This is a genomic window from Erwinia sp. Leaf53 (assembly GCF_001422605.1).
Taxonomy (GTDB): Bacteria; Pseudomonadota; Gammaproteobacteria; order Enterobacterales; family Enterobacteriaceae; genus Erwinia.
Genome location: NZ_LMLK01000012.1, coordinates 19,216 through 42,969 on the forward strand (window position 1 = coordinate 19,216; position 23,754 = coordinate 42,969).

The window sequence follows — 23,754 nt, forward strand, 5'->3', positions numbered from 1 at the left end:
TTAGCAGCTAAACTTTCACCTGAAGGTTTATGATTGAAAACGTGCCGTCGGTCGGACGGCAGCACAGAAGTGAGGTAAAAGAACGGTGTTAACCCTGTTGAACTTATTATCCGCCGTGGCGCTGCTGGTGTGGGGTACCCATATCGTGCGTACCGGCATTATGCGCGTCTACGGCGCCGACCTGCGCCGGGTGCTGAGCCACAGCGTGGCCAAAAAACCGATGGCCTTTATGGCCGGTATCGGCGTGACCGCGCTGGTGCAGAGCAGCAACGCCACCACGCTGCTGGTCACTTCGTTTGTCGCCCAGAACCTTGTGGGGCTGACCCCGGCGCTGGTGATCATTCTCGGTGCCGACGTCGGTACCGCGGTGATGGCGCGCATCCTGACTTTCGATCTTTCGTGGCTGTCGCCGCTGTTTATCTTCTTCGGCGTGGTGTTCTTCCTCGGGCGCAAACAGAGCCGCGCCGGGCAGGTGGGGCGGGTGTTTATCGGGCTGGGGCTGATCCTGCTGGCCCTGCAGCTGATCGTCGCCGCCGCCACGCCGATCACCCAGGCCTCCGGGGTGAAGGTGATCTTCTCGTCGCTGACCGGTGACGTGATGCTCGATGCGCTGATCGGCGCGGTGTTTGCCATTATCAGCTACTCCAGCCTCGCGGCGGTGCTGATCACCGCCACGCTGACCGCCACCGGGGTGATCTCGTTTAAGGTGGCGCTGTGCCTGGTGATCGGGGCCAACCTCGGCAGCGGGCTGCTGGCGATGCTTAACAACAGTACCGCCAACGCCGCCGGCAAGCGGGTGGCGCTGGGCAGCCTGCTGTTTAAATTTATCGGCCTGCTGATCGTGCTGCCGTTCGTTGAGCCGCTGGCGGCGTGGCTGGACCGGCTGCCGGTGGATGATGAAGAGCTGGTGATCTTCTTCCACGTGTTCTACAACCTGATCCGCTGCCTGGCGATGGTGCCGTTTGCCGGCGCGATGGCGGCGCTGTGCGAACGGCTGATCCGTGAAGAACCGGAAAACGACCTGCGGCTGAAACCGCGCCATCTCGATGCCTCCGCGCTGGATACGCCGACGCTGGCGCTGGCGAATGCCTCCCGCGAGACGCTGCGGATGGGCGACGTTATGGAGCAGATGCTGGCGTCGTTCAGTAAGGTAATCCACGGCGAAGTACGCCAGGAACGCGAGATCCGCAAGCTGGATGATGACGTCGACGTGCTGTATACCGCCATCAAGCTCTATCTGGCGCAGATGCCGAAGGAGGATCTGGCCGAGGAGGATTCCCGCCGCTGGGCGGAGATTATCGAGATGGCGCTGAACCTGGAGATGGCCGGCGATATTCTTGAACGTATGGGCGGCGACGTGGCGAGTAAATCGCTGACCGCGCGGCGGGCATTCTCCGTGGAAGGGCTGCAGGAGCTGGACGAGCAGCTGGAGCTGCTGGGCAGTAACCTGCGCCTCAGCCTGTCGGTATTTTTATCCCGTGATATCACCAGCGCCCGGCGGCTGCGCCGCGCCAAGCACCGTTTCCGCATCACCAACCGGCGTTTCTCCCACGCCCACGTGGACAGGCTGCACCAGCAGAACGTGCAGAGCATTGAGACCAGCTCGCTGCATCTCGGCCTGCTGGGGGATATGAAACGCCTGAACTCGCTGTTCTGCGCGGTGGCCTACAGCGTGCTGGAGCAGCCGGACGATGACAAGAACGATGACGATCGGGGATAAATCGTCACCTGCCTCCCAACGGACTTCCTGTCTGGCTGTGGCTTTGTACTCAGGTGCCTGGTTCGGCGGCCTATTTGCTGCCAGGGCATCGCTGCTGATTCCGGCGATCGGGTCGCCGTGAACCCTTCCCTGGGGGCTCGGACGGCGCATCCGTGCGCCGTACGCCCGGCTAACCTGTCCCCCAACGGACTCCCTTTTAGGCTGCATTGTTGCTGTTAAGGGCTTCGCTGCTAATTCCAGTGTTCAGCTCGTCGGGAACGATATGATCCCCAAAGCTTGAATGCCGATAAAGCGATTCAATCGCAAAAAGGCAATCGGGGGGTGATGCGGATAAGCGGACTGTCAGCGCCCATGGATGGGCGATGCCAAGCCCCCAGGGACGGGTTTACGGCGTGTCCGCCAGAAGCACGAAAGCACCAGAAAAGTACCCAACTCAACCCATCATCTGCGCCCAGCCCCAGCCCCAGCCCCAGCCCCAGCAGCAAAGTCCATAACCATAAGCACCGCCCTTACAGCTACTTCCCTGACTGCATTTTTCACACCTGAGCTTCACACGAATTTTTGCCAAAGTTGATTATAAAACAACGTTATTCGCCCAACTGCTGCTGATAGTTGTTATCAATATCCTTCACCCGCACAATCTTCCAGCTCCCTTGCTCCTGTTGCAGCCAGGTACGCAGGTGCCGATGCCTGCCACCCTCGATCCCTAACCAGACATCAACGGTCGTAAAGGGCGGCGATAAAGCGGCTTTACCAACCTTCAACGCGGCAACCCAGCTCGGATCGTAATCCTGTGTATAAGTGAAATAATCCGATGCCAGATTATTATCGTTCGGGTTGCTTTGCAGCTCTGCCAGCCGATCCAGCGTCTGCTCTGCCACATACTGCTGCATCTCAGATGAATGCAGGTCGGGCGTCTCATCTGCTACCCACGCATTCAGATACATCGTATAAAACGCCTGCACCTGCTGTGCAGCAGTCTGACTGGCCGCGTAACAGGTGGACGTCAGCAATGAGATAATTAACAAAGAAACACGCACCATTAGTTCATCCTGTATATCTGGTAAGGAGGTTGATGCTGACGGTATCCCGGCCCTGGATACATCGTTCGCTGAAGAAAATCAGAATACCAGCGTTGTCCGTCAAACATCGCCATATGACCGCTGGGATTGCCCCCAGAATAAGGCTGAATGACCACGACATCCCCCGCGATAAGGTTCATGCCTGGCTGAATTTCGATGAAACCTGCCTGCTTCAGAGAGCGGCCATAGTCTTTAGCATCCGCGTGATGTTCCAGCCTTACCCCTCCGGCTTCTACAGCACGCCGGGTATATTCAGCACATCGATTGTGAGAAGTGCTACTCGCGTGTGAACGAATAAACTGTAACGCTGCCAGCGTATCCCAACCCATAACTCTTCCTTGAACCCTGTTTGTGAACAGAGAGTATTACTGCATGCAGGGGGGTATTTGCTATTGGTAATACAGTGATAAATCAGCCTAAAAGCTGTCGGGGGATGATGCGGTAATGCAGATCTCTGCTGGCAGCAACACATCAGCATAAAGGCAATCTGATGGTGATGCGGATAAGCAGATCGCTTCTGACAGCAACACATCAGCATAAAGGCAATCTGAGGGTGATGTGGTAAAGCAGATCGCTGCTGGCAGCAACACATCAGCAAAAAGGCAATCGGGGGGTGATGCGGTAAAGCAGATCGCTGCTGACAGCAACACATCAGCAAAAAGGCAATCGGGGGGTGATGCGGATAAGCGGACTGTCAGCGCCCATGGATGGGCGATGCCAAGCCCCCAGGGACGGGTTTACGGCGTGTCCGCGTTCCGCATCACCCCCCGATAAGCCAGGCKCCGGTTTAGCAGCAACGCCCCTAACCAGAAGCACGAAAGCANGATGAACTCAGAGATGATGGCAAAGATGATGATGAGATTGTCAGGCAGGCGATTCAATCGCAAAAAGGCAATCGGGGGGTGATGCGGATAAGCGGACTGTCAGCGCCCATGGATGGGCGATGCCAAGCCCCCAGGGACGGGTTTACGGCGTGTCCGCGTTCCGCATCATCCCCCGATAAGCCAGGCGCCGGTTTAGCAGCAACGCCCCTAACCAGAAGCACGAAAGCATCAGAAAAGCACCCAACTCAACCCATCATCTGCGCCCAGCCCCAGCCCCAGCCCCAGCCCCAGCCCCAGCCCCAGCCCCAGCCCCAGCCCCAGCCCCGATAAGCCAGGCGCCGGTTTAGCAGCCATGCCCCTAACCAGAGGCTCCGGTTTAGCAGCAACGCCCAAAAAAAAGCCGGAGCATCCCGCCCCGGCTTCTTCCTGAAGAGAGAAAGCTACTTCTTCTCGTCCTTAATCTCTTTACCCGACCAGTACCCCGCCAGCAGCGACCCGGACAGATTGTGCCACACCGAGAACAGTGCGCCCGGCAACGCCGCCAGCGGTGAAAAGTACAGCTTGCCCAGCGTCGCCGCCAGACCGGAGTTCTGCATCCCCACCTCCAGCGCCAGCGTGCGGCAGGTTGACTCATCAAAACCGAACAGCTTACCGCCCCAGTACCCGCCCAACAGACCAATCGCGTTATGCAGCATCACCGCAATAATCACCACCAGGCCCACCGAGGCAATATGGCTCTGACTGCCCGCCACCACCGCGCTGATAATCAGCAGAATACACACCATTGAAAACGCCGGCAGATACGGCTCCACGCGCTTCACCACGCCGTTCAGCGTATGGTGGATCACCAGCCCGAGGCTAATCGGCACCACCACGATCTTCACGATGCTCAACAGCATCCCCACCACGTCCACCTGAATATGGGTATCAACGTAGAACTTGGTTAACAGCGGCGTGGCAAACACGCCGACCAGCGCCGACACGGACGAGATGGTCACCGACAGCGCCACGTCGCCCTTCGACAGATAGATCATCACGTTCGACGCGGTACCGCTGGCCACGCTGCCGACCAGAATCATCCCCGCCGACAGATCCGGCGGCATATTAAACAGCTTCGCCAGCGCCCACGCGGCCAGCGGCATCACCAGATAGTGCAGAAACGTCCCGGCAATCACCGGTGCCGGACGGGTCAGCACCCGCTTAAAATCATCAATATTCAGCGTCACGCCCATGCCGAACATAATCAGCATCAGCAGATAAGTGACGTACGGACCAAAGCCGGTAAAGGTATCCGGCGTATAGTAGGCGGCAGCAGAGAGCAGGACCGCCCACAGGGGGAACAGTCGCGTTACGGTGGCGAGCATAGCCAGACTTCCTTTTATCATGTTGTATGTATCCCGCGTGTAAACTCCGCAGGTAAGACGGTAAACCCAATTTGCCATAGCAGACGGCGCCGTTACCAGAAACGGCGGGAACAGATCATAGCATTAAAAGTGGGGTGAAAAAGCAGCAAACCTGCGGTGAATATCAGCAGAAAAAGCTAAGTCAGTGCGGTGAAAGCAGTGCGATCGGCTAACGCGGGGCGAGGCGCGGGCCAGAGACCGCCTGTTTATTCCGGGCGTAAAAAAACCGGGCCAGGCCCGGTTTCGCGATGACTCAGTGACCCGATTACTCGAACAGGTTGCGGTGCAGCCGCTGAACCACCTGCTCCGCGTCCTGGCCTGGGACCAGGAAGCACAGGTTATAGCTGCTGGCACCGTAGCAGATCATCCGCAGATTGAACCCTTCCAGCACGCCAAACACCTCTTTGCCTACGCCGCAGGCCTGGGAGAGTTTGTTGCCGATCAGCGCGATCAGCGCCAGGTTCTCTTCCACTTCCACCCGGCACAGCGATGACAGCTCGGTCAGCAGCGCCTGAGTCAGCAGACTGTCGCCGGTCGAGGTCGACCCGGTGGTATCCAGCGTCAGCGCCACGCTCACTTCTGAGGTGGTGATCAGGTCCACAGAGATACTGTGGCGCGCGAGGATATTGAACACCTCGGCAAGGAACCCGCGCGCGTGCAGCATGTTCATGCTGTGCAGGGTCAGCAGCGTCTGGCGACGACGCAGCGCCAGCGCGCGGAACAGCGGCGGGTTCTGGCCCTTATTGCACACCAGCGTGCCGCCGGCGGACGGGTCTTTGCTCGAACCGACAAACACCGGAATATCGCTGCGCACGGCCGGCAGAATGGTCGCCGGGTGCAGCACTTTGGCTCCGAAGGTGGCCATCTCAGCGGCTTCTTCAAAGGTAATCTCATCGATACGCTTGGCGGCAGACACCACGCGCGGATCGGTGGTGTAGATGCCCGGTACGTCGGTCCAGATATCAATACGGCTGGCACCCAGCGCTTCGCCGAGCAGGGCAGCGGTGTAGTCGCTGCCGCCGCGGCCAAGGGTGGTGGTGCGGCCTTTATCTTCGCTACCGATAAAGCCCTGGGTTACCACCAGCGCTTCGGCAATACGTGGCTGCAGCTGGGTCGACGCCAGCGTCGACAGGGTAGCGATCTCCGGCTCGGCACGGCCAAAACGATCGTTGGTGCGCATCACTTTACGCACGTCAAACCACTCGGCGTTAACCTGGCGCTCGCGCAGGATTTCAACGAACAGCAGGGTCGACATCAATTCGCCGTGGCTGACCAGCTCGTCGGTCAGCGCGGTGGAGGTCGCCAGCGCGGTGGCCTCGGCCAGCATGGCGATATTCTCCAGCATGCGGTCGATCTCATCGCTGATTACGCCGGGCTCTTGCAGGCAGTCGATAATGGCGTACTGAATGCGGCGGATATCGTCCAGCAGGTACGCGCGTTCCTCCAGCTGTTTACCTTCAGCCAGCGTCACTAAAAGATTGGTTACACCCGCAGAGGCGGAGAGAACGACCAGACGCACGTCCGGGTTGGACAGCACCACATCGGCGCTGCGATTCATAGCGGTAAAATCGGCCACGCTGGTGCCGCCAAACTTCGCTACGATCAGATTTTGAGACATGACTACCTCGTGTCAGGATATTTTCCATCAGCCTTGGCACAAGGGGGAGAGCAGGAACGGGTCAGACGTAGAAACTACGAGTCACCCGGAAGCGCCCCACCTTGCAAAACGTCTGTTCATCAGACGTTCCGGTGACAACCCAGAGGATTCAGCCCCTGTGGTCGATACGTCCCACTCCGCGTGGGTAATACCTCGGCGTCGCACCCCATCATATGCCTTCGCTGGATACGGTTCCTCCAACACACTGCCTGGGCGACGCGCCTCTTCCAGGTTGCGCACGGGTGCGCAAACAGGCGCATAGAAATATCGGTTTATCCCCCCGCTGTCAACGACAGTCGGCCGATGATTACTGATATTCCTGAAGGGGCTGGCGGTATTACCGCTGCTAATCGCCAGCGGCAAAAAAAACGCCCGTCTGGGCGAAAACATCAATTTTTCTGCGCACATCACGGACTATAATTTTCAGCCTGATGCCGTCATACTGAAACGATTAGTGCGAATCATCCGCAGTTAGCATAACGATACCGCCCGGACGACGCCGCAATGATAGCTCGTGCCTGTTACAGGAAAAGGTCAGCGTCGCGCGACGAACGCGTACACTGTCGTCCGGCTGATTTACGATTCTTAAATAAAAAGAGTGTGTTGCTATGAAAAATATCAATCCGACACAAACCGCTGCCTGGCAGGATCTGCAGCAGCATTTTGAACAGATGAAAGATGTGCAAATTGCTGACCTGTTTGCTAAGGATAGCGCCCGTTTCACCGCGTTCTCCGCCACCTTCGACGATCAGATCCTGGTGGACTACTCCAAGAACCGTATCACCCGCGAGACCCTCGATAAGCTGCAGGCGCTGGCAAAAGAGACTGACCTGCAGTCGGCAATCAAATCAATGTTTTCCGGTGAGAAGATCAACCGCACTGAAGATCGCGCGGTACTGCACGTTGCGCTGCGTAACCGCAGCAACACGCCAATCCTGGTCGATGGCAAAGACGTGATGCCGGAAGTCAACGCGGTGCTGGAAAAGATGAAGGGCTTCTCTGAGCGCATCATCAGCGGTGACTGGAAAGGCTATACCGGTAAAGCGATCACCGATGTGGTGAATATCGGCATCGGCGGCTCGGATCTCGGTCCGTTTATGGCCACCGAAGCGCTGCGCCCGTACAAAAACCACCTGAATATGCATTTCGTCTCCAACGTGGACGGCACCCATATCGCCGAAACGCTGAAGGACCTAAGCCCGGAAACCACGCTGTTCCTCGTGGCCTCCAAAACCTTCACCACCCAGGAGACCATGACCAACGCCCTGAGCGCGCGCGACTGGTTCCTCAAAGCGGCCGGCGACCAGCAGCACGTCGCGAAGCATTTCGCCGCGCTGTCCACCAACGGCAAAGCGGTGGCGGAGTTCGGTATCGATACCGACAACATGTTCGAGTTCTGGGACTGGGTTGGCGGCCGCTACTCGCTGTGGTCGGCGATTGGCCTGTCGATCGTGCTCTCCATCGGTTATGACAACTTTGAGCAGCTGCTGAGCGGCGCACACGCGATGGATCAGCACTTCGCCAATACCCCGGCTGAGCAGAACCTGCCGGTGCTGCTGGCGCTGATCGGCATCTGGTACAACAACTTCTTCGGTGCTGAAACCGAAGCGATCCTGCCGTACGATCAGTATCTGCACCGTTTTGCCGCCTACTTCCAGCAGGGCAATATGGAGTCTAACGGCAAGTACGTTGACCGTAACGGCAACCCGGTGGATTACCAGACCGGCCCGATCATCTGGGGCGAGCCGGGCACCAACGGCCAGCACGCGTTCTACCAGCTGATCCACCAGGGCACCAAGCTCATCCCGTGCGACTTTATCGCGCCGGCGATCACCCACAACAAGCTGGGCGACCATCACAATAAGCTGCTGTCCAACTTCTTCGCGCAGACCGAGGCGCTGGCCTTTGGTAAGAGCCGTGACGTGGTGGAGAAAGAGTTTGCCGATGCCGGTCTGGCCGCCAGCGCCGTTGAGCACGTGGCGCCGTTCAAGGTGTTTGAAGGCAACCGTCCGACCAACTCGATCCTGCTGCGCGACGTGACGCCGTTCAGCCTCGGCGCGTTAATTGCTCTGTATGAGCACAAGATTTTCACTCAGGGTGCGATTCTGAACATCTTCACCTTCGATCAGTGGGGCGTGGAGCTGGGCAAACAGCTGGCGAACCGTATTCTGCCTGAACTGGCCGATGGTACAGAGGTAACCAGCCACGACAGCTCAACTAACGGCCTGATTAACCGTTATAAGTCCTGGCGTTAATCGGGCTTATCGCAGAACCGCATCACCACCCCGGGCAACCGGGGTTTTTTAACAGTCGTCTTTTTTCGTTTTTTCCAGCATCGGCGTGTGGAAACTGTGCGCCCCCTCTCTAGGATTAATCTTAAAATGCGTTTTTTTTCCTCGCATTTTACGCCGATTTTTTTGAAAATATCCCGCGTTTATCTCTAGTTATGTCCGCTAATGTAAAGTTTAACTGGATGATTTTATAAACTTTTATTTGCAAAAATGACTAATTATTACCATCATGTCGTGCTTAATCTGATTTAAGGCGCTTTTACCATAACAGGGTGTTATTGCCGCCTTTAATTGGCATTAAGTTTCGTAAAATGGCTATTTTGCATAATTTAATGTGCAAAAAAGCGGTTTGTTGAGCATGGATTAGTGAAACTGACCGGCTAAAGCGACTATTATTAGTCCGCTGATTTCTGGAGTTTTATTCCCCATACTATGAGTGCCGGGTTCCATTCTGGCCCCGGTGTTCATTCATTTCATGAAGGAAAGTGCAATGAAAAAACTGTTATGGGCTGCTGCAGCCTCTGTGTATTTAGTGGGTGCTTCTGCTGCGTTTGCTGCACCTGGTGACGCTGCTGGCGTTGAAGCTGGCGCGCTGTCTTCTGGTGCTGCAACCGCAATCGGCGTCGGCGTTGTTGCCGTTGTTGCTGGCGTTGCAGTCGGTGCAGCAGGTGGCAGTAACGGTTCTAATACCGGAACCACCACTACTACCACCACCAGCACCACCCGCTAAGTATCACTTTTAAACATAACCACACGTCCGTGTGGTTATTTTTTACGTCACCTATTTGCTCAGGGATCCTAACCGGTGCGAAACCTACCTCTGCTGCTAATCTGCCTGCTGTTACAGGCCTGTACCGCCACTCAAAAAGGCTTGAGTGACGCCGCGACCCAGGCTTTCCTTGGCCCCGATGATATTCAGGTGACCGCTGAACGCATTAACGCGCTGCCTTATGCCAGCATGTATTTGCGTGTCGCTGACGGTCAGCAAATTTTCGTGGTACTGGGCTTCAATGAAAACGGCCAGCAGAAGTGGATCACCAGCGATAAAGCGATGGTGGTGACGCAGAACGGCCGCGTAATCAAAACCCTGGGCCTGAGCGACAACCTGAACCAGGTCAGCAACCTGCAGCAGGATCCGCTGCGTAACCCGCTGCAGCTGACCGAGGGGGCCGGCTGGACCCGAACGCTGAGCTGGACCGAACAGGGCCAGCTGCGCGCCGGCGAAGCCGTCTCGCGCTTTACCCGTCTGAAGGATGAGGTGCTGCAGTTAGCCGGGAAGCCGGTCGCCTGCCGCGTCTGGCAGGAAGAGGTCTCTATGGCCAGCAACGGTAAGTCCTGGCGCAATACCTTCTGGATCGATACCACCAGCGGCCAGGTGCGTAAAACTGAGCAAGACCTTGGCGCAGACTATCTTCCCGTGACCACCACTATCCTGAAGCCGGCAAAATCATGAAAAAACTGATCGCTTTATGCGCAGGGATAGCGGCCTCGCTGTCGCTGCAGGCCCTGGCCGACAGCCAGGTTACGGTGTTTTATCCCGGCCAGCAGCAGACCGCACAGGTCAGCCACGCCGCTAACCTCGCCCAGCTGGTGGCCAGCCCGGCGCTACAGGGGAAAACCTGGTGGCCCGGCACGGTCATTGCTGAAAAACAGGCCACTGCGGTGGCGCTGCAGCAACAGCAGCAGCTGCTGGCACGCCTGGCGGGCTGGCGTGATGCGCTGCGCGGCGATGATGATGCCGCCCAGGCCGCGGTGGTCGAGAACGTGCGTCAGCAGGTTGCCGCGCTGAAGGTTACCGGCCGTCAGATGGTCTCCCTCGATCCGGATCGGGTTCGCCTCTCGTCCTCCGCCAACCGCCGGCTGGTGGGTGACTACAGCGTCTACACCCTGGCCGAACCGACCTCCGTGACCCTGTTCGGTGCGGTAGACGGTGCCGGAACAACGCCGTGGGCGGCCGGGCGCAGCGTGGCTGACTACCTGCAGCCGCGTGACCATGTGCGCGGCGCGGAGCGCAATACGGCGCAGCTGATAACGCCGGACGGGCAGGTGAGCGAGGTGCCGGTCGCCTACTGGAACCGCCGCCACGTTGAGCCCGCCGCGGGCAGCATTATCTTTGTAGGCTTCTCCTCCTGGACGCTGCCGCGCGACCTGGCCGATCTTAACCAGCAGATCGTATCTGTTCTGACGCACCGGATCCCTGACTGATGAAAAAACGTTACCTTCTCAGCCTGCTCTCATTCTCTGTCACCTGCGCGTTGCAGGCACAGGCGGCTTCTTACCCGGAACCTGTCGGTCCGTCACAGTCTGACTTCGGCGGCGTCGGCCTGATGCAGGTGCCGACCGCGCGGATGGCGAAAGAGGGCGAGTTCAGCCTCAACTACCGTAACAACGATCAGTATCGCTTCTACTCGGCTTCGGTAGCGCTGTTCCCGTGGCTGGAAGCGACCGTGCGCTACACTGACGTCCGTACCCGTCAATACAGCGGCTCGGAAGAGTTCAGCGGCAATCAGAGCTACAAAGACAAGGCGTTTGACCTCAAGCTGCGCCTGTGGGAAGAGGGCTTCTGGCTGCCGGAAGTGGCGGTCGGCACCCGCGATCTGGGCGGTACCGGCCTGTTTGACAGTGAATACCTGGTGGCGACCAAGGCCTGGGGGCCGTTTGACTTCACCCTCGGCATGGGCTTTGGCTACCTGGGCAACAGCGGCAACGTGACTAACCCGTTCTGCCGGGCCAGCGATAAATACTGCTACCGTGACGGCAGCAACGGCACGCCGGGGTCGGTCAGCATCAGCAACGCCTTCCACGGTCCGGCTGCGATCTTCGGCGGTATCGAATACCAGACGCCGTGGCAGCCGCTGCGCCTGAAGGCCGAATACGAAGGCAACGATTACCAGGGTGACTTTGCCGGCAAGCTGGAGCAGAAAAGTAAGTTCAACGTCGGAGCCATTTACCGCGTCACCGACTGGGCGGACGTCAACGTCAGCTACGAGCGTGGCAACACCTTTATGGCGGGCTTCACCCTGCGCACCAACTTTAACGACAATACCCAGGTGCAGCGTGATAAGCCGGTACCGGCTTACAACCCGCAGCCGCAGGAGCGGTTCCTCGAGCCGACCACCACCGCCGCGCAGCTGACCGACCTGAAATACAACGCCGGCTTCGACGCGCCGCGCATTCAGGTGAAAGGCGACACGTTGTACGCAAGTGGTGAGCAGACCAAATACCGCGACACCGCTCGCGGCGTGGAGCGCGCAAACGTGATTCTCGCCAACCATCTGCCGGAAGGCGTAGAGAAGATCCGCGTCACCGAGATCCGCAATAATATGCCGCAGGTGACCACCGAAACCGACGTTGTCAGCCTGAAGCGCCAGCTGGAAGGCTATCCGCTGGGGCATGAAGAGACGCTGCGTCAGGTGCGTATCAACCCGCACCTGCCGGAGAACGCCGAGCAGGGCTTCTACATCGACGGCGATCGCCTCGACTACAGCCTGTCGCCGGTGCTCAACCAGTCGGTTGGCGGCCCGGAAAGCTTCTACATGTACCAGGTGGGCGTGTCGGCTAACGCCAGCTACTGGCTGACCAACCACCTGCTGATTGACGGCAGCGTGTTCGTCAACGTGGCCAACAACTACAACCGCTTTAACTACGACGGCGCGCCGGGCGACTCGAGCCTGCCGCGGGTGCGTACCCACATCCGCGAGTACGTGGAAAACGACGCCTACGTCAACAACCTGCAGGCCAACTACATGCGCCACCTCGGCGGTGATTTCTACGGCCAGGTGTACGGTGGTTATCTGGAGACCATGTACGGCGGCGTCGGCGGTGAACTGCTCTATCGTCCGCTGGACGCCAGCTGGGCGATTGGCGTCGATGCCAACTACGTTAAGCAGCGTGACTGGGACAACATGATGAAGTTCACCAACTACAAGGCCAAGGTGGGCAATCTGACCGGTTACTGGCAGCCGTGGTTCTTCGAGGGCGTGCTGGTCAAGGCCAGCGTCGGGCAGTATCTGGCGGAGGATAAGGGCGTGACCGTTGACGTCTCCAAACGCTTCGACAGCGGCGTGGCCGTCGGCGTCTACGCCACCAAAACCAACGTCTCGTCGGAAGAGTATGGCGAAGGGGACTTCACCAAAGGGTTCTACGTCTCCATCCCGATGGATCTGTTCAGCCTCGACCCGATCCGCGGCCGCGCCCAGATCAACTGGACACCGCTGACGCGTGACGGTGGCCAGCAGCTGGGTCGTAAGTACAACCTCTATGACCTGACCAGCGATCGCGATATTAACTACCGCTGATCCTGCCAGCGCCGGCCCGCCACGGTTAGCCGTACGGGCCGGCGCTGACCCCGCTATTGCCCCGCATCCGGCGGGGTGTCTTGTGATCTGTGTCACACTCAAGCATAGTATCAGCAGCGGTTTTCCCGCCAGATAACAATGACGTTGAGGTATGACCCATGACTCCCCCCGCCCATAACACCCCGGCCACCCGGCTGGCTTTTGCCCTGCAGATGGTGCTGAACGCCGGCCTGATTGCGCTGGCCGTGATCCTGGTGATTTTTCTCGGTAAAGAGACCATCCACCTGGCCAACGTGCTGCTGAACACCGGCGAGCAGACCTCGTCTTACCTGCTGATTGAAGGCATCGTGATCTATTTTCTCTACTTTGAATTTATCGCGTTGATCGTCAAATACTTCCAGTCGGGCTACCACTTCCCGCTACGCTACTTCGTCTATATCGGCATCACGGCGATTATCCGCCTGATTATCGTCGACCATAAAAATCCGCTGGATACGCTGGCCTACACCTTCGCCATTCTTATCCTGGTGTGCACTCTGTGGCTGGCGAACAGTAACCGCCTGAAACGCGAGTAAGAAAATGGGGTACACTCGGGTACCCCATTTTTACGGAGAAGTGTTATGGCTGAGAACGCGCTGTCGCCATTGCGCGCGATCGACTGGCTGCCCGAATCCTCACCCCTGCTGACCGCCCCCCTGCTTGACTGGCTGATGGAAGTTGACTCAATGACCCGGCGTTTTGAACGCTACTGCGGTGAGGTGACGGTCAACGTGCTGCGCGAAGGCTTTGTCGGCGGAGACGCCTGGCCGGAAGAGTCAGCGCTGTTGCCTGACGAGCCGCGCTACTGGCTGCGTGAAATTGAGCTGTGCGGCGACGGCGTACCCTGGCTGGTGGCGCGCACGCTGGTGCCGGAGTCAACGCTGGTCGGGCCGGAGCAGAAGCTGCAGCAGCTGGGCAGCGTGCCGCTGGGGCGCTATCTGTTTGCCAGCTCAACCCTGACCCGCGATTTTATTGACGTCGGCCACCACGGCGCGCTGTGGGCACGGCGCTCGCGCCTGCGCCTCACGGGCAAGCCGCTGCTGCTGACCGAACTGTTTTTACCCGCTTCGCCGCTGTATGCCAGCCTGGCGCCAGAGCAGAGATCCTGACGTGGAGAGAAGTCTGCCAATGAGTAAATTAGCGGCGTACTGCCGCCTGATGCGCATCGATAAGCCGATCGGCACGGTGCTACTGCTGTGGCCGACGCTGTGGGCGCTGTGGCTGGCGGCGGACGGCGTGCCGCCGCTGAACGTGCTGCTGGTGTTTACGCTGGGGGTAATTACCATGCGCGCTGCCGGCTGCGTGATTAACGACTTCGCCGACCGCAAAATCGACGGCCACGTCAAACGCACCCGGCTGCGCCCGCTGCCGAGCGGGGCGGTCACCAGCCGTGAGGCCAAACTGCTGTTTGCCGGGCTGGTGCTGGTCTCCTTCGCGCTGGTGCTGACCATGAACCGCATGACTATCCTGCTGTCGTTCGGCGGCCTGGCGCTGGCGTGGATGTACCCGTTTATGAAGCGTCACACCCACCTGCCGCAGGTGGTGCTGGGCGCGGCGTTTGGCTGGGCGATCCCGATGGGCTGGGCGGCGGTCAGCGAGAGCGTGCCGCTGGTCTGCTGGCTGCTGTTTTTTGCTAACGTCTGCTGGACGGTGGCTTACGACACCCTGTACGCGATGGTCGATCGCGACGACGACCTGAAGATTGGCGTCAAGTCGACGGCGATCCTGTTTGGCCGCTTCGATAAGCTGATCGTCGGACTGCTGCAGCTGGCAACGCTGGCGCTGATGGCGCTGGTCGGCTGGCTGAGCGGGCTGGGCGGGGCGTTCTGGTGGTCCATGCTGCTGGCGGTCGGGCTATTCGTGTATCAGCAGCAGCAGGTGGCGGGGCGCGATCGGGACGCCTGTTTTAAAGCGTTCCTTAACAACAACTACGTCGGTATGGTGCTGTTTGCCGGCATCGCTATCAGCCTCTGGTAGCCGTGTTCTGCGCCGGTGGCGAGCCTTAGCATCATCAGGCTCCCGCCGGGACAGGCGAAAAAAAGGCCGGTCGCGCTGAGCCAGTAAAGAGGGGAAACCCCATGATTTACTGCGCCAGTGCGACCGGCCTTTTCGTTGCAGGCAACACCGGGTTGCCGTTTAACTGATTTTTACCGCGGGCGTGGCTGGTGGTCAGGGCGTTGCCCCATGACTCCGGGGCAACCGCACTCTCCGTCACCGCGTCACCGTATTACTCCGGCGCGATCGCGCTCTCCGTCACGGCAGCGGCGGAGGGCTCCGGTGCCACAGCACTTTCAATCGTCATCCGCACGTCCTGGGTGATCAGCTCCGCCAGCAGCTGGTAAACGCGCTGGGTCCGTTCAACCTGGGCATCACCGGAATCGCTGATGTAGCCTTCATCACGCAGCGTCAGCACCAGCGAGGTGAACACCGCCTTGTCGAAGAACTCCGGCGCGTTAATGCCGTGCAGCACCGACAGGCGCTGGGCCATGGTGCGGCTCTCTTTCTCCAGCGTGCCGCGGTTAATCGCCGGGTTCGCGCTGAGGATCGAGAAGGTAATGGCATAACGCTGCAGGGTTTCGCGTACGCCGGCGGCCAGCAGCTGCAGGGTGCGGAAACGCGGCGGGTTCAGGCGCAGATGCTGGTCTTCCACCAGCAGCAGGCCCTGACGCGCCATCTCGGCCACCAGCGGCTCAATCACCTGCGGCAGTTCTGCGGCATCCCAGCGCAGGAACAGCTCGCTTTTCAGCATCGGGTAGATCACGCTGACCTGGCGCAGCAGCTCATCACGGCTCAGCTCGCGGTGCTGCATCAGGATCGCGGCAATCAGCGACGGCAGCACCAGCATATGATGAATGTTGTTGCGGTAGTAGGTCATCAGCACCGCCTGCTCGCGCGGCAGAATCACGATCTCACCGATGCTGTCCTGCTCCAGCTCAAACTTATTCATGCTCAGCGCGTGTTCCAGCAGCGCTTCCGGCGTCATATCCGGCACGGTGGCATCCGGCGAATAGGGCACATTGCGCAGCAGTTCGACGTAGCAGCCGAGCTGTTCGGTCAGCTGGTCACGGGTCATCGAGCGCTGGCGCGAAGCCAGCAGCGCGGTCACGCACAGGTTCATGGCGTTCGCCGCCCCGGCGTTGTTGATGCGCACCATCACTTTCTGGGCGATATCGTTCACCGCCGGGGTTAACCACGCCGGGCGCTGGGCCTCAATCGGGTCAATCGCCTCGCGCCACTCCGGCACCTGCTGGTTAAGATACGCGACCAGCGGCAGCGGTTCGCCAAAGTTGACGTAGCCCTGGCCGAGATTCCGCAGCTTACGCAGCCCGCGCACCATCGACAGGAAGCCCTCTTTCTCTTTGGTCGCGCCGCGCAGCTCTTTAGCGTAGGTACCTACTTCCATCACGTGCTCGTAGCCGATATAGATCGGCACCAGGGTGATTGGCCGGTTGCCGCCGCGCAGCATCGCCTGAATGGTCATCGACAGCGTGCCGGTTTTCGGATCGAGCAGGCGGCCGGTGCGTGAGCGTCCGCCCTCCACGAAGTACTCCACCGAATAGCCGCGGGTAAACAGCTCGCCGAGGTATTCGCGGAATACCGTCGAGTAGAGTTTATTGCCCTTAAAGGTGCGACGGATAAAGAACGCCCCCAGCCGGCGGAAAATCGGCCCGGCCGGCCAGAAGTTCAGGTTAATTCCGGCCGCGATATGCGGGGGCACCAGCCCCTGGTGATAGAGCACGTAGGAGAGCAGCAGGTAATCCATATGGCTGCGGTGGCACGGCACGTAGACGATCTCGTGGCCGTCCTGCGCCAGCTGGCGTACGCGTTCACCGCCGTTGACGTTGATCCCCTGGTAAAGCTTGCTCCAGGTCCAGCCCATGATGCGGTCGGTCAGGCGGATCGCCTCATAGGAGAAGTCGGCCGCCACCTCTTCCATCAGTTCGATGGCGTTCTGCTGGGCCTTCTCATGGGAGATTTTCTTGCTGCGCGCCTCGTCTTCCACCGCCTTGGCGATGGCTTTCGACTGCAGCAGCTTGTTAAACAGGTCCTGACGCACCGGCAGACGCGGGCCGATCGCCGCCAGGCGCTGGCGGGCGAAATGCATACGCGCCACGCGGGCCAGCTTCTGAGCGATGGTTTTATCCGTGCCGTGCTCGGTGGCCATATGGCGCAGCGAGACCATCGGCGAGAAGCGCACGAAGCTGTCGCGCCCCAGCCACAGCACCGCAAAGAATTTTTGAATGCCGTTCAGCACCCGCAGATGCGGCTGGCTTTCGCCCTGCACCTCGCGTCCCGGCGCACGGCCAAACATCACCGACACCGGCACCATCTGCACATCAAGGTCAGGATGGCTGCGGTGCAGGTCCAGATAGTCATGGAACAGCTTGACCGAATCCGGGTTTGGCACGTAGTAAGGGAACAGGCGCGGGCCGTCATGGATAAACACATAACGCGGCAACAGGGTGCCATCGATCTCCAGCGGCTGCAGCGGATCCGGCAGCTCCTGTTTGCGACACTGCTCACGCAGCGCCAGGAGATCGGCCTTTGAATCATAAGGCAGCACATACATAATAGGGCGCGACGTATCGAGCCCGAGCTCAGCAACCGGCTCGGCCGGAATTGCCTTACTCTTTACCAGAAATTTAACTGGCAGATTCAAAAGGTTATAATATAAATTACGCCAACCTGACATAGACAACATGAAGCCTCTTGTTAGCAAAGCGCCGCAAGCATACCAGAAAGCGCCAACAGAATCTGTGGTGTTGCAAATTGTGCTACACCCGTCTCCGACGTCAAACTTCTCAAAGGGTTCCCTGATTATGGCAAATAACGCCACCGGCCTGACACGAATCGTAAAAGCAGCCGGTTATTCGTGGCAAGGATTACGCGCCGCCTGGCAGCATGAAGCGGCCTTTCGCCAGGAAGCGATCGCGGCGATTATCGCGGTGGCGGTGGCCTGCTGGCTGGATGTTGATGCCGTCACGCGCGTACTGCTGATCGGTTCGGTGGTGCTGGTGATTATCGTCGAAGTTCTCAACAGCGCGATTGAGGCGGTGGTGGACCGCATCGGCAGTGAAATGCATCCGCTGGCCGGGCGCGCAAAAGATATGGGCTCCGCCGCCGTCCTGCTGAGCATCTTACTGGCAATCGCTGTCTGGGCCATGTTGTTACTGCCGAATCTGCGATGAGTTATCCAAAAAAGGCACTTTCATGCGGCGAAAGTGCGCCAGCCGACCTCTGCAACGCCCCTCTGATGCAAAATTGATCGCCAGCGGGGCGGGTTTGGGTTCCCAAGGGCGAAATAGCTGTATATACTCACAGTCGACTGTATAAACAACCAGGGGGCGGGATGAAAGCATTAACGGCACGGCAGCAGCAGGTCTATGACCTGATTCGCGACCATATTAACCAGACCGGTATGCCACCGACGCGGGCAGAAATTGCCTCGCAGCTCGGCTTCCGTTCCCCCAATGCCGCCGAAGAGCACCTGAAAGCGCTGGCGCGTAAAGGCGTGATTGAGATCGTCTCCGGCGCCTCGCGCGGCATTCGCCTGATGATGGAAGAGGTCAACGGCCTGCCGCTGATCGGCCGCGTGGCAGCCGGTGAACCGCTGCTGGCGGAAGAGCATATTGAAGGGCACTATCAGGTGGACCCGGAAATGTTCAAACCGAGCGCGGACTTCCTGCTGCGCGTCAGCGGTATGTCGATGCGCGACATCGGTATTCTCGACGGTGACCTGCTGGCGGTGCACAAGACCGAAGACGTGCGCAATGGCCAGGTGGTCGTGGCGCGTATCGACGATGAAGTGACGGTAAAACGTCTGAAGAAGCAGGGCAACACCGTGCAGCTGCTGCCGGAAAACCCGGACTTCCAGCCGATCGTGGTCGACCTGCGCGAGCAGACGCTCACCATCGAAGGCCTGGCCGTGGGCGTGATCCGCAACGGCAACTGGCAGTAGCGCGACCCACCACGGCTCATCACGCAGCGGCCTCCTCCCCGCCGCTGCGCGTTTCCCCTTTGAATTCCTGCGCACGCTTTCCTGCTGCATGACAGCCTGCCTGAATCAGCAATCTTACCGATCATATCCTTTGTGCTGACGTGCTGACGTGCTGACATATAGCCCTGACCGATCGATGCCTGTGACCCGGCGAACGCGTCCAGCCCGTCAGGGGTCGACAGGCAGTGACAGGTGAAGTTCCAGATACAGGTTCCGCACAGGCAAGGATACCGCTCCAATATGAAACTACTTTCCGTTGCCGATAAGCAGCTCTGGCGGCTGGCGCTGTGGGCGATCTGGCGGCGTCACTGGCGGCGGGGCACCTGGTTCAGCGCTGAACGATAATGGAAATATTTAGTTACTTACATGATGCCCAGTCTTAGTCTCTGATTTACATTCACTTTTATCGGTTTTCTGCCTGCGGGAGAGCCGATTTTATCTTTAAATCGTCCATTCAGCGCATATCCGCGCGTTTCTACTATAATTAACTCTGTGTTCAGCGCTAATCCAGATTTTTATCTGGTAATCAGGCGCACTTACAAGACGAATACGCTAAAGGCTGTTCTAAACCTAAGCTGAAGGAGTTATATGATGAATAAAGACGAAGCGAGCGGTAACTGGAAGCAGTTCAAAGGTAAAGTGAAAGAACAGTGGGGCAAGCTGACCGACGACGACCTGACGGTCGTGGAAGGTAAACGCGATCAGCTGGTCGGAAAAATTCAGGAACGTTACGGCTACCAGAAAGATCAGGCCGAAAAAGAACTGAAGGACTGGGAAACCCGCAACGATCACCGCTGGTAATCTCTGCCTCTGAGAATTGGGCTCCTACCCCAGGCACAAGGATCGTGCCAACTCTCACCAACCCCGTAACAGATCCCCTGACTCACTGAGTACTGACCCGTTACTGTACTGGCTACAGCTCTGTCGTCACTAACCCCGTTTTCTCTTTAACAGACCTGCCTGCAGAAATATCCCGTTTATCCAACAGGTAACCCTGCCAGCGATCGCATCCGCACCCGGCATACAGGGGAACTGAACTCAACGTCCGCGTTTTTTCGCCGGTGCGCTGTGATCGTGATCGCAGGCCTCATGGTGAGAGCAGGTTTCAATCTCCGCGCAGCCCGAGCAGAAGCCATGCGCTTCAATCACGCTGTGGCCCAGGGTGAAGCCGGTTTTCAGCGCCAGCGATGTCAGGATCGCCTCAACGCCGTCGGCATGTTGTTCGCTCACCGACCCACAGCGATCGCAAATCAGCATCGCCGACGTGTGGGAGTGCTCTTCGAAATGGTGGCAGACTACGTAACTGTTGGTTGACTCTACGCGGTGAATAAAGCCCTGTTCCAGCAGGAAATCCAGCGCGCGATAGACGGTCGGTGGCTTGGCCTGCGGCTCGGACTCGCGCAGCAGGTCCAGCAGATCGTAGGCGCTGATCGCGCCGTTCTGCACGCTCATCAGGCGCAGCACTTCCAGCCGCTGTGGCGTCAGGCGCACGCTGCGCTGCTGACAAATGACTTCCGCCTGCGTCAGGATATTTTCTGTAGTCGTGGTGTTCATTATTCCCTCCTCAGGCCAGACTGAAACGTTATTTTATCACGTCTGTGCTAAAACGCCGAGTTTGCATACCGCTGCTGCCACCGTCCGCCTGGCGTGGCGGGCAAACCGCGCCTGAACGCTATATCCTTGTCCACCAGCGTGCTATCATTGCGCACAATATCGTCACCCCTTTTGCTACAGAGTTTGCGCGTTTCATGACTGAAAAATTCCCTGCACACCGCTTTTCGATTGCCCCGATGCTTGACTGGACCGACCGTCACTGCCGTTACTTCCACCGCCAGCTGACCCGCCAGACGCTGCTCTACACCGAGATGGTTACCACCGGTGCGATTATTCACGGCAAGGGCGACTATCTGGCCTTCAGCCCGGAAGAGCAGCCGATCGCGCTGCAGCTCGGCGGCAGCGATCCGGCGGCGCTGGCCCAGTGTGCGAAGTTGGCCGAACAGCGCGGCTACAACGAGGTCAACCTCAACGTCGGTTGCCCGTCCGATCGCGTGCAGAACGGTCGCTTTGGTGCCTGCCTGATGGGCGAAGCGCAGCTGGTGGCCGACGGCATCAGGGCGATGCGCGACGTGGTGTCGATCCCGGTGACGGTGAAAACCCGTATTGGCATCGACGAGCAGGACAGCTACGAATTCCTCTGTGACTTTATCCGCACGGTGGCGGAGCAGGGCGGCTGCGACACCTTTATCATCCACGCCCGCAAGGCCTGGCTCTCTGGCCTCAGCCCGAAAGAGAACCGTGAGATCCCGCCGCTGGACTACCCGCGCGTGTATCAGCTGAAGCGCGACTTCCCGCAGCTGACGCTGGCGATTAACGGCGGCGTGAAGACGCTGGAAGAAGCGAAAACCCATCTGCAGCATCTGGACGGGGTGATGATGGGGCGCGAAGCCTACCAGAACCCGATCCTGCTGGCGCAGGTGGATCGCGAACTGTTTGGCTGCGACGGGCCGGCGGCGGATCCGATCGCCGTGGTGCGCGCCATGTACCCTTACATCGAACAGGAGCTGTCGCAGGGCACTTACCTCGGCCACGTAACGCGGCATATGCTTGGCCTGTTCCAGGGCATTCCCGGCGCGCGCCAGTGGCGTCGTTACCTGAGTGAGAACGCGCACAAGCCCGGCACCGGCGTCGACGTGGTGGAGAAAGCCCTCGCGCTGGTGGCTGACCGCGTGCCGGCGGACGTTGAGTAATCGCCTGATTTTTTGACCACACCTTCGTTAAATTGACCAGGGCAACCGCTGTCCTGGTCATCCCTGCCCAGATAATTCAGTTAGTTACGCATTCCCCCAACCTGGCACGCTTCTTGTAATATCCTGCTATACCCCCTGTTTCTGTGGAGAGCAACATGCTGGAGATCCTGTTTGTCATTGGCTTTTTTATGATGCTGTTGCTGACCGGCATTTCGCTGCTGGGCATCCTGGCGGCGCTGGCGGTGGCGACGCTGGTGATGTTTGTCGGCGGGCTGTTTGCCATGGTGATCAAACTGCTGCCGTGGCTGCTGCTGGCGCTGGCCGCCGTCTGGCTGTACCGCACCTTTTTTAAACCCGATTCGGCGCGGCATGACCGTTTCTTACGCTGAAATCAACCCGGCATGGCGGTGCGGGCTGAGCTAATGCGGAGTGGATCACATCGTGGCACATTGGCGGACGCGATCGGCAATAAAACATATTTTTTACATCCTGTTTCTGTCAGGATGCCTGCACTGAATCAAAACGACTTCATCGCCGCTGACCCTACAACCAGTGCGAAAACAAAAAATAAAATAAGAAACAAAAAAGAGCCTCCGCAAGGAGGCTCTTTTTTTTATGCCTGTGGCTCAGGGGATCAGCAGGCTGGAGCCCTGGGTGCTGCGGCTCTCCAGCGCGCGGTGCGCCTGCTGCGCATCGGCGAGGGCAAACTTCTGCGACTCGGGCACGTCAACATTGATCGCGCCGCTGGCGATCAGCGAGAACAGCTCGTTGCTGGCCTGCGCCAGCGCTTCGCGGGTGGTGATATAGCCGTTCAGCGACGGGCGGGTCACGTACAGCGAGCCTTTCTGGTTGAGGATCGCCAGGTTAACGCCGGTCACCGGGCCGGAGGCGTTGCCAAAGCTGACCATCAGGCCGCGGCGCTGCAGGCAGTCCAGCGAGGCTTCCCAGGTATCTTTCCCTACCGAGTCATACACCACGCGCAGTTTCTTGCCACCGGTCAGCTCGCTGACGCGCGCGGCAATGTCCTCTTCGCGGTAGTTGATGGTCTGCCAGGCACCGGCCTGCAGCGCCCGTTCGGCCTTTTCAGCGGAACCCACCGTGCCGATCAGCCGTGCGCCGAGCGCCTTCGCCCACTGGCAGGCGATCAGCCCTACGCCGCCGGCAGCGGCGTGGAACAGAAAGGCTTCGTCCGGCTGAATCACATAGGTCTGGCGCAGCAGGTAGTGAACCGTCAGCCCCTTGAGGAATGAGGCAGCTGCCTGTTCGAAGGAGATGGCGTCCGGCAGCAGCGCCAGCTTATCCACCGGCACGTTATGCACCTCGCTGTAGGCACCCGGCGCGGACTGGGCGTAAACCACGCGGTCGCCGACCTTCAGCACCTCCACCCCCGGCCCGACGCGGGTAACAATACCCGCCGCTTCGCTGCCCAGCGCCGCCGGCAGCGATGACGGATAGAGCCCGCTGCGCATGTAGGTATCGATGTAGTTAATGCCGATCGCCTTGTTCTCAACCTGCACTTCGCCGGCGGCGGGATCGCGTGGATCGACGTTCACCAGCTGCAGCACGTCCGGACCGCCGTGCTGATGAAACTCTATACGTTTTGCCATCATAGCTCCTGTGGATTGCGTCTGAATGGAGGAGGACGGAAAGGGTGCAAACGGGTATACTTGCCCGTCCCCTCACACGATTTTCGGT

23 protein-coding genes and 1 riboswitch are annotated in these 23,754 nt (G+C 59.0%); of the genes, 14 read left to right on the top strand and 9 right to left on the bottom strand.

Annotated elements, in window-relative coordinates; genetic code table 11:
• Window positions 1–85: 85 nt before the first annotated feature.
• Window positions 86–1,720, top strand: coding sequence for a Na/Pi cotransporter family protein (locus ASF13_RS08905; RefSeq protein ID WP_056235014.1), 1,635 nt, complete (start codon window positions 86–88; stop codon window positions 1,718–1,720).
• A gap of 587 nt (window positions 1,721–2,307) precedes the next feature.
• On the opposite strand, the gene ASF13_RS08910 is transcribed toward ASF13_RS08905, so the two are convergent.
• From ASF13_RS08910 to lysC, 5 genes are all read right to left on the bottom strand, one after another.
• Window positions 2,308–2,763, bottom strand: a complete 456-nt coding sequence (locus ASF13_RS08910) for a DUF3828 domain-containing protein (RefSeq protein WP_056235017.1) — start codon at window positions 2,761–2,763, stop codon at window positions 2,308–2,310.
• Window positions 2,763–3,131, bottom strand: coding sequence for a hypothetical protein (locus ASF13_RS08915; protein ID WP_056235019.1), 369 nt, complete (start codon window positions 3,129–3,131; stop codon window positions 2,763–2,765). Before ASF13_RS08915 ends, ASF13_RS08910 begins: the two co-directional genes overlap by 1 nt.
• A gap of 723 nt (window positions 3,132–3,854) precedes the next feature.
• Window positions 3,855–3,980 carry a hypothetical protein gene (locus ASF13_RS25165; RefSeq protein WP_255354426.1) on the bottom strand — a complete coding sequence of 42 codons (126 nt, stop codon included), beginning with the start codon at window positions 3,978–3,980 and terminating at the stop codon, window positions 3,855–3,857.
• Window positions 3,981–4,066: 86 nt separating this feature from the next.
• Complete coding sequence (panS, locus tag ASF13_RS08920; RefSeq protein ID WP_056235022.1) at window positions 4,067–4,990, bottom strand: ketopantoate/pantoate/pantothenate transporter PanS; 924 nt, start codon at window positions 4,988–4,990, stop codon at window positions 4,067–4,069.
• A 304-nt stretch (window positions 4,991–5,294) separates the two neighbouring features.
• Window positions 5,295–6,647, bottom strand: a complete 1,353-nt coding sequence (gene lysC, locus ASF13_RS08925; RefSeq protein WP_056235025.1) for a lysine-sensitive aspartokinase 3 — start codon at window positions 6,645–6,647, stop codon at window positions 5,295–5,297.
• Window positions 6,648–6,728: 81 nt separating this feature from the next.
• Window positions 6,729–6,921: riboswitch (Lysine riboswitch) on the bottom strand.
• Between the two features lie 373 nt (window positions 6,922–7,294).
• Between lysC and pgi the strand changes: the two genes are divergently transcribed.
• From pgi to ubiA, 8 genes are all read left to right on the top strand, one after another.
• The gene (pgi, locus tag ASF13_RS08930; RefSeq protein ID WP_056235028.1) at window positions 7,295–8,941 is read left to right on the top strand and encodes a glucose-6-phosphate isomerase; all 1,647 of its coding nucleotides are present in this window, start codon (window positions 7,295–7,297) and stop codon (window positions 8,939–8,941) included.
• A gap of 526 nt (window positions 8,942–9,467) precedes the next feature.
• Window positions 9,468–9,707 (top strand): exopolysaccharide production protein YjbE, encoded by a 240-nt coding sequence (yjbE, locus tag ASF13_RS23430; RefSeq protein ID WP_072166337.1) that lies wholly within the window; start codon window positions 9,468–9,470, stop codon window positions 9,705–9,707.
• 75 nt (window positions 9,708–9,782) lie between these two features.
• The gene (locus ASF13_RS08935) at window positions 9,783–10,430 is read left to right on the top strand and encodes a YjbF family lipoprotein (protein ID WP_056235031.1); all 648 of its coding nucleotides are present in this window, start codon (window positions 9,783–9,785) and stop codon (window positions 10,428–10,430) included.
• A complete protein-coding gene (locus ASF13_RS08940) occupies window positions 10,427–11,182 on the top strand; it encodes a capsule biosynthesis GfcC D2 domain-containing protein (protein WP_056235033.1) in 756 nt (251 codons plus the stop codon). Before ASF13_RS08935 ends, ASF13_RS08940 begins: the two co-directional genes overlap by 4 nt.
• Entirely contained in the window at window positions 11,182–13,275 is a 2,094-nt protein-coding gene (locus ASF13_RS08945) for a YjbH domain-containing protein (RefSeq protein WP_056235036.1), read from the top strand. The genes ASF13_RS08940 and ASF13_RS08945 overlap by 1 nt, the downstream gene beginning before the upstream one ends.
• A 158-nt stretch (window positions 13,276–13,433) precedes the next feature.
• Window positions 13,434–13,850: a phosphate-starvation-inducible protein PsiE gene (gene psiE / locus ASF13_RS08950; RefSeq protein WP_056235038.1), complete on the top strand. Its 417-nt coding sequence runs from the start codon at window positions 13,434–13,436 to the stop codon at window positions 13,848–13,850.
• Between the two features lie 45 nt (window positions 13,851–13,895).
• Window positions 13,896–14,423: a chorismate lyase gene (ubiC, locus tag ASF13_RS08955; protein ID WP_056235041.1), complete on the top strand. Its 528-nt coding sequence runs from the start codon at window positions 13,896–13,898 to the stop codon at window positions 14,421–14,423.
• A 1-nt stretch (window position 14,424) separates the two neighbouring features.
• A complete protein-coding gene (gene ubiA, locus ASF13_RS08960) occupies window positions 14,425–15,291 on the top strand; it encodes a 4-hydroxybenzoate octaprenyltransferase (RefSeq protein ID WP_056235043.1) in 867 nt (288 codons plus the stop codon).
• Window positions 15,292–15,397: 106 nt separating this feature from the next.
• Here ubiA and ASF13_RS25170 read toward each other — a convergent pair whose 3' ends face one another.
• Complete coding sequence (locus ASF13_RS25170) at window positions 15,398–15,529, bottom strand: hypothetical protein (RefSeq protein WP_255354427.1); 132 nt, start codon at window positions 15,527–15,529, stop codon at window positions 15,398–15,400.
• A gap of 12 nt (window positions 15,530–15,541) precedes the next feature.
• On the bottom strand, window positions 15,542–18,007 hold the full coding sequence (plsB, locus tag ASF13_RS08965; RefSeq protein WP_056235045.1) for a glycerol-3-phosphate 1-O-acyltransferase PlsB: 2,466 nt from the start codon (window positions 18,005–18,007) through the stop codon (window positions 15,542–15,544).
• A 127-nt stretch (window positions 18,008–18,134) separates the two neighbouring features.
• Here plsB and ASF13_RS08970 point away from each other — a divergent pair, with 127 nt between their 5' ends.
• The 3 genes from ASF13_RS08970 to ASF13_RS08980 all read left to right on the top strand — a co-directional run bounded on the left by ASF13_RS08970 (window position 18,135) and on the right by ASF13_RS08980 (window position 20,113).
• Window positions 18,135–18,503 (top strand): diacylglycerol kinase, encoded by a 369-nt coding sequence (locus ASF13_RS08970; RefSeq protein ID WP_056235047.1) that lies wholly within the window; start codon window positions 18,135–18,137, stop codon window positions 18,501–18,503.
• 161 nt (window positions 18,504–18,664) lie between these two features.
• Window positions 18,665–19,273: a transcriptional repressor LexA gene (gene lexA, locus ASF13_RS08975; RefSeq protein ID WP_056235050.1), complete on the top strand. Its 609-nt coding sequence runs from the start codon at window positions 18,665–18,667 to the stop codon at window positions 19,271–19,273.
• A gap of 630 nt (window positions 19,274–19,903) precedes the next feature.
• Window positions 19,904–20,113 (top strand): CsbD family protein, encoded by a 210-nt coding sequence (locus tag ASF13_RS08980; RefSeq protein ID WP_056235052.1) that lies wholly within the window; start codon window positions 19,904–19,906, stop codon window positions 20,111–20,113.
• A gap of 237 nt (window positions 20,114–20,350) precedes the next feature.
• Here ASF13_RS08980 and zur read toward each other — a convergent pair whose 3' ends face one another.
• A complete protein-coding gene (gene zur / locus ASF13_RS08985) occupies window positions 20,351–20,866 on the bottom strand; it encodes a zinc uptake transcriptional repressor Zur (RefSeq protein WP_056235055.1) in 516 nt (171 codons plus the stop codon).
• Between the two features lie 194 nt (window positions 20,867–21,060).
• On the opposite strand from zur, the gene dusA reads away from it, so the two are divergent.
• Window positions 21,061–22,059 carry a tRNA dihydrouridine(20/20a) synthase DusA gene (gene dusA, locus ASF13_RS08990; RefSeq protein WP_056235057.1) on the top strand — a complete coding sequence of 333 codons (999 nt, stop codon included), beginning with the start codon at window positions 21,061–21,063 and terminating at the stop codon, window positions 22,057–22,059.
• A gap of 155 nt (window positions 22,060–22,214) precedes the next feature.
• Window positions 22,215–22,448: an envelope stress response protein PspG gene (pspG, locus tag ASF13_RS08995; RefSeq protein ID WP_056235060.1), complete on the top strand. Its 234-nt coding sequence runs from the start codon at window positions 22,215–22,217 to the stop codon at window positions 22,446–22,448.
• 237 nt (window positions 22,449–22,685) lie between these two features.
• Here pspG and ASF13_RS09000 read toward each other — a convergent pair whose 3' ends face one another.
• Window positions 22,686–23,666: a quinone oxidoreductase gene (locus ASF13_RS09000; RefSeq protein ID WP_056235062.1), complete on the bottom strand. Its 981-nt coding sequence runs from the start codon at window positions 23,664–23,666 to the stop codon at window positions 22,686–22,688.
• Window positions 23,667–23,754: the final 88 nt, after the last annotated feature.

Excerpts from the sequence above, each read along its gene's own strand:
- zur (WP_056235055.1), bottom strand. The coding sequence starts at position 20,866 with ATGAACACCACGACTACAGAAAATATCCTGACGCAGGCGGAAGTCATT.
- ASF13_RS09000 (WP_056235062.1), bottom strand. The coding sequence starts at position 23,666 with ATGGCAAAACGTATAGAGTTTCATCAGCACGGCGGTCCGGACGTGCTG.
- panS (WP_056235022.1), bottom strand. The coding sequence starts at position 4,990 with ATGCTCGCCACCGTAACGCGACTGTTCCCCCTGTGGGCGGTCCTGCTC.
- psiE (WP_056235038.1), top strand. The coding sequence starts at position 13,434 with ATGACTCCCCCCGCCCATAACACCCCGGCCACCCGGCTGGCTTTTGCC.
- dusA (WP_056235057.1), top strand. The coding sequence starts at position 21,061 with ATGACTGAAAAATTCCCTGCACACCGCTTTTCGATTGCCCCGATGCTT.
- pspG (WP_056235060.1), top strand. The coding sequence starts at position 22,215 with ATGCTGGAGATCCTGTTTGTCATTGGCTTTTTTATGATGCTGTTGCTG.
- lexA (WP_056235050.1), top strand. The coding sequence starts at position 18,665 with ATGAAAGCATTAACGGCACGGCAGCAGCAGGTCTATGACCTGATTCGC.
- ASF13_RS08915 (WP_056235019.1), bottom strand. The coding sequence starts at position 3,131 with ATGGGTTGGGATACGCTGGCAGCGTTACAGTTTATTCGTTCACACGCG.
- ASF13_RS08940 (WP_056235033.1), top strand. The coding sequence starts at position 10,427 with ATGAAAAAACTGATCGCTTTATGCGCAGGGATAGCGGCCTCGCTGTCG.
- yjbE (WP_072166337.1), top strand. The coding sequence starts at position 9,468 with ATGAAAAAACTGTTATGGGCTGCTGCAGCCTCTGTGTATTTAGTGGGT.
- ubiC (WP_056235041.1), top strand. The coding sequence starts at position 13,896 with ATGGCTGAGAACGCGCTGTCGCCATTGCGCGCGATCGACTGGCTGCCC.
- ASF13_RS08980 (WP_056235052.1), top strand. The coding sequence starts at position 19,904 with ATGAATAAAGACGAAGCGAGCGGTAACTGGAAGCAGTTCAAAGGTAAA.
- ASF13_RS08945 (WP_056235036.1), top strand. The coding sequence starts at position 11,182 with ATGAAAAAACGTTACCTTCTCAGCCTGCTCTCATTCTCTGTCACCTGC.
- lysC (WP_056235025.1), bottom strand. The coding sequence starts at position 6,647 with ATGTCTCAAAATCTGATCGTAGCGAAGTTTGGCGGCACCAGCGTGGCC.
- pgi (WP_056235028.1), top strand. The coding sequence starts at position 7,295 with ATGAAAAATATCAATCCGACACAAACCGCTGCCTGGCAGGATCTGCAG.
- ASF13_RS25165 (WP_255354426.1), bottom strand. The coding sequence starts at position 3,980 with ATGGCTGCTAAACCGGCGCCTGGCTTATCGGGGCTGGGGCTGGGGCTG.
- ASF13_RS08910 (WP_056235017.1), bottom strand. The coding sequence starts at position 2,763 with ATGGTGCGTGTTTCTTTGTTAATTATCTCATTGCTGACGTCCACCTGT.
- ASF13_RS08970 (WP_056235047.1), top strand. The coding sequence starts at position 18,135 with ATGGCAAATAACGCCACCGGCCTGACACGAATCGTAAAAGCAGCCGGT.
- plsB (WP_056235045.1), bottom strand. The coding sequence starts at position 18,007 with ATGTCAGGTTGGCGTAATTTATATTATAACCTTTTGAATCTGCCAGTT.